This window comes from Streptomyces sp. MB09-01, assembly GCF_033794505.1.
Classification (GTDB): Bacteria; Actinomycetota; Actinomycetes; order Streptomycetales; family Streptomycetaceae; genus Streptomyces.
This window is the reverse complement of the sequence record NZ_JARAYQ010000434.1, coordinates 1-4,196: the sequence shown is the minus strand read 5'-3', so window position 1 is coordinate 4,196 and position 4,196 is coordinate 1. Positions and strand designations below refer to the sequence as shown.

Here is a 4,196-nt window from a genome sequence, read left to right as displayed (position 1 = left end):
CTCGGGGTGCGCCAGTACGGCCAGCGAGGATCCGTCCGAGACGGACATGAGGAAAAGGAATCCCCGGTCCATCTCGACCACGGTCTGGTTGACGGCGCCACCCTCGAAGATGCGGGAGGCCCCGGCGGTCAGCGACGTCAGACCGGAGGCCACGGCCGCCAGCTGATCGGCGCGGTCACGCGGAAACCCGTCGGACATCGCCAGAAGAAGGCCGTCGGCGGAGACCACCACCGTGTGGGACACCCCTGGGGTGTTGTCCACGAAGTTGGTGATCAACCAGTTCAGGTTCTGTGCCGCCTGGCTCATCGGGCTCACACTAACGCTCCTGGTCATAGCTGTTACTTGACTGCTCAGAACCCGCGCTGCGTCCCTGCTGGACACCGCGCCGCAGGTTGCTCAACCTGCCGCGGACGTCCTCCGGAGCGCGGGAGACCTGGGGGCCGCCCTGCGGGGTCGTCTCCGCTGCGCCCTCGACCAGGTTGGCCTTGGGCACGCGCCGAGGGAGACCGGACGGGGTGACCCCGCCCGCCTTCGGCTCACGGAGTTTGGCGGCCTGCTGCCAGCGCTCGTCGTTACCCGAGCGCCAGTCGGTGCCGCCTTCCTTCTCCTGCTCCGGAGCGGCGGGCTGCTGCTGACGCGGCGACCGCTGTTCGAAGAGGGATCCGGTGGACTCCGCTTCCTGCTGTGCCGGCTGCCACTGCTGCTGGCTGCCGCGGCGCGGCAGGCCCGCTCCGGTCATCACGTGACCGGTGTCGGCAGCGGCGCCCGGACGGTCGAAGCCTACGCGGTCCGCGGCCGGTTCGGGGACGGCCTGGGATTCCGATTCGGTCCCGTAATCCTGCTGGTAGGCAGCCGGATACGTGTTCCGATCGGGCCACTCGGCCTGCTCCGACCGGGCTTCGTAGCCATTGTCGTAGCCCTGAGTGGCCGACTGCTGGTCGGGGTAGCCGTCTTCCGTATAACCGTAGTCCTGCTGCGGGTACGCCTCGTAGCCCTGCTGTGCCTGCTGAGCCTCGTAGGAGGCGTCGTAGGCCTGCCCGGACTGCTGCTCGTAGCCCTGGTACTCCTGGTACCCGTGCTCCGGCTGCGGTTCCGGATACTCCTGGGCAGGCTGATCGGCGTACTGCTGCTGGTCCTGCGGGTAGCTCACCTGGGCGGCCAGTGCGGCCCGGCGCTCCTGCTGTCCCAGGGACCGGACGACCGGGTCGGCCGGGAGGCCGCCGGCGCCCTGCTGGTCGTACCGCGAGTCGTCGAAACCGAGTTCGGCGGCGGTGCGCAGCGGGGCGGCCTGCTGGGCCTTCTGCTCCGGGATGATCTGGGAGACCGTGAAGTCGTCGTCCGGGATGCCCTCGCCACCGCCACCGTGGGTGATGGCGTCGGGGAGCATGACCAGCGAGGTGGTGCCGGCCGCCTCGCCCGAGGGGCGCAGCTGGACGCGGATGCTGTGGCGGTCCGCCAGCCGGCCGACCACGAACAGACCCATGCGCTGCGAGATCGCGGCGTCCACGGTCGGCGGGTTGGCCAGCTTGTGGTTGATGTCCGCGAAGTCCTCGGCGGTGAGGCCGATGCCCTTGTCGTGGATCTCGACCATCACGCGGCCGTCGGGAAGACGGGTCGCGTTGACGCGGACCTTGGTCTGCGGGGAGGAGAACGTGGTGGCGTTCTCCAGCAGCTCGGCGAGCAGGTGCACGAGGTCGGTCACGGCCTGGCCGTGGATCTCGGCATCGGAGACGCCCGAGAGCTCGATGCGCTCGTACTGCTCCACCTCGGAGGAGGCGGCGCGCAGCACGTCCACGAGGGGCACCGGCTGGTCCCAGCGGCGGCCCGGCTCCTCACCCGCGAGGATGAGGAGGTTCTCGCCGTTGCGGCGCATACGGGTGGCCAGGTGGTCCAGGCGGAAGAGGTTCTCCAGCTGGTCCGGGTCGGCCTCGTTGTTCTCCAGGTCGGTGATGAGGGTCAGCTGGCCCTCGATCAGCGACTGGTTGCGCATGGAGAGGTTAGTGAAGATCGCGTTGACGTTCCCTCGCAGGAGCGCCTGCTCGGCGGCGAGCCGTACGGCTTCCCGGTGGACCTGGTCGAAGGCGCGGGCGACCTCGCCGATCTCGTCCTGGGAGTCGATCGGGATCGGGTGGACACGGGTGTCGACCTTGCCCGGATCGGTGCGCGAGAGCTGGTCGACGAGCATCGGCAGGCGCTGCTCGGCGATGTCGAAGGCGGAGCTGCGCAGGCGGCGCATCGCGCGGCCCATCTGGCGGGCCATGAGGCCGGCCATGATGAAGGCGGCGAGCAGGGCCACGACCACGATGGCGCCGTTGACGATGGCGTCGGTGCGGGCCTCGTCGGAGACCGCGACGGCGTCCTTGACGGCCTTGTCGAGGAGTTCCTTCTCGATCTCGTCGTAGCCGTCGAACTTGGCGGTGGCGGCGGCCTGCCAGAACAGGGGGTTCGTCCCGTTCTCGGCGAGCTTCTTCTTGCTCTCGCCGCTGGCGATCGCCTCGGTCATGCCGACGAGCGGGTTGCCGTTGGGGGCGGGCGGCGGCACGAAGCGGGTACCGGCCTGCTCGGCCTGGTGCTTGGCGTCGGCGAGCTTGGCCTTGCCCTCGTCCGACTTCTTGCCCATGACCTCCTTGAGGCGGTTCACGTCGCCCTCGGTGCCGGCCGCGACGTACTCGCCGATGGCGATTTCCTCGAGGTAGGCGTAGGAGGAGAAGGCGACCAGCTGGGCCTTGCGCACGTTCTCGTCCGTGCTGGGACGGACGAGCAGGTGGGTGCCGACGGAGCGCTGCAGCGAGTTCGCCGCCTTGGCCAGCTGGACCGCGTAGACCATGCGGCCGTACGAGGTCACGTTGCCGGTGCCGAGACCGAGCTCGTTGGCGAACTGCATGAGGTAGTGCTGGACCGCGACGTAGCCCTCTTCGGTCGGGATGGGGCCCGCCGCGTTGGGGAGGTTCTTCTTGGGGGTCTCCAGGGCGGCCTGGTAGGCCCGCTCCCGGACGTCCTTCAGTTTGGGCTCTTCCGTACGGAAGAGGTCCAGACGTCGCTCCATGCCCTGGTTCTTGGGCATGTCCTGGACGGCCTTGTCGAACTTCTCCTTGGCCCCGGTGGTGACCGCGTAGGCCTTGGTCACCTGCTCGGAGTTGGTCTGGCCGTTCAGGAGGGGCTCGGCCGTGAGGTCACGCTCGTTGAGCAGTGCCTGGCTGTATTCCGAGGCCGCCTGGACGACCCGGGCTATCTGCTCGGCGTCCTTGGCCTCGTTCCACTGGTCGACGGAGCCCTTCACCTGGAAGCCGCCCATGACCAGGCCCACGAGGGCCGGCACGAGAAGGATGGCGTTCAGGCGGGTCGGCACGCGCCAGTTGCGGGGCGAGAATCTGCTGGTGCTCCCCGGGCGCGCGGGTGGCTCCACGGGCACGTCGACGGGCGACGCGGCCGCTCGCGGCGGCGGGGTGAAGTTGCCGCGCGCGGGTTCAACCGCGGGGCTTGCGTTGCTTCGCCTCACTCGACCAACAACCTTCCGGCGGTGCTACTAGCTAGTTCGTTGAATTCCAGCACGGTTAACGGCCGTGTTCCAAACAGTTGGAATCGGCCATTCCAAGATCCTTATGCCCCACGTAAATCGGACATAAAGAGCTTCCTGCGGCAAAAATGGGGGGAGTTATGCACGTAGCGGCACCAGCCGAACGCACCCCGTCGCCAACTGGCGGCAATTGTCTGTCGAAACGTTATGAACCGAGAGGGCGGGCCGTGTCCTATGACACAGCCCGCCCTCTCACGTTGTGAAGAACCCGTGGGACTTGAGTGGTGCCGCTTGAGCCGGGCCGCCTGCGTGGTGTTACTTGAGACGCGCCATGAGGGCGTGCTCGACGAGCGTGATGAGCGCGCTCTTGGCGTCCGCCCGGTGGCGGGCGTCCGTGGTGATGATGGGGGCCCCGGGGCCGATCTGCAGCGCTTCGCGGACTTCCTCCGGGGTATACGGCTGGTGTCCCTCGAAGCCGTTGAGGGCCACGACGAAAGGCAGGCCGCTGTTCTCGAAGTAGTCGACCGCGGGGAAGCAGTCGGCGAGGCGGCGCGTGTCCACGAGCACGATCGCGCCGATCGCGCCGCGGACGAGGTCGTCCCACATGAACCAGAAGCGGTCCTGGCCCGGGGTACCGAAGAGGTACAGGATCAGGTCCTGGTCCAGGGTGATGCGGCCG

Annotated in this window: 3 protein-coding genes; all 3 read right to left on the bottom strand. The window is 68.4% G+C overall.

Annotated features, from left to right (window positions below; genetic code table 11):
• Positions 1-306 (bottom strand): roadblock/LC7 domain-containing protein (locus PV721_RS41740; RefSeq protein ID WP_319733879.1); only part of this gene is annotated, 306 nt, incomplete at its 3' end.
• 10 nt (positions 307-316) lie between these two features.
• A complete protein-coding gene (locus PV721_RS41735) occupies positions 317-3,499 on the bottom strand; it encodes a nitrate- and nitrite sensing domain-containing protein (protein ID WP_319733877.1) in 3,183 nt (1,060 codons plus the stop codon).
• Between the two features lie 333 nt (positions 3,500-3,832).
• Positions 3,833-4,196, bottom strand: a 364-nt coding sequence (locus tag PV721_RS41730; RefSeq protein ID WP_030846985.1) for a GTP-binding protein, incomplete at its 5' end; no start/stop codon positions are given.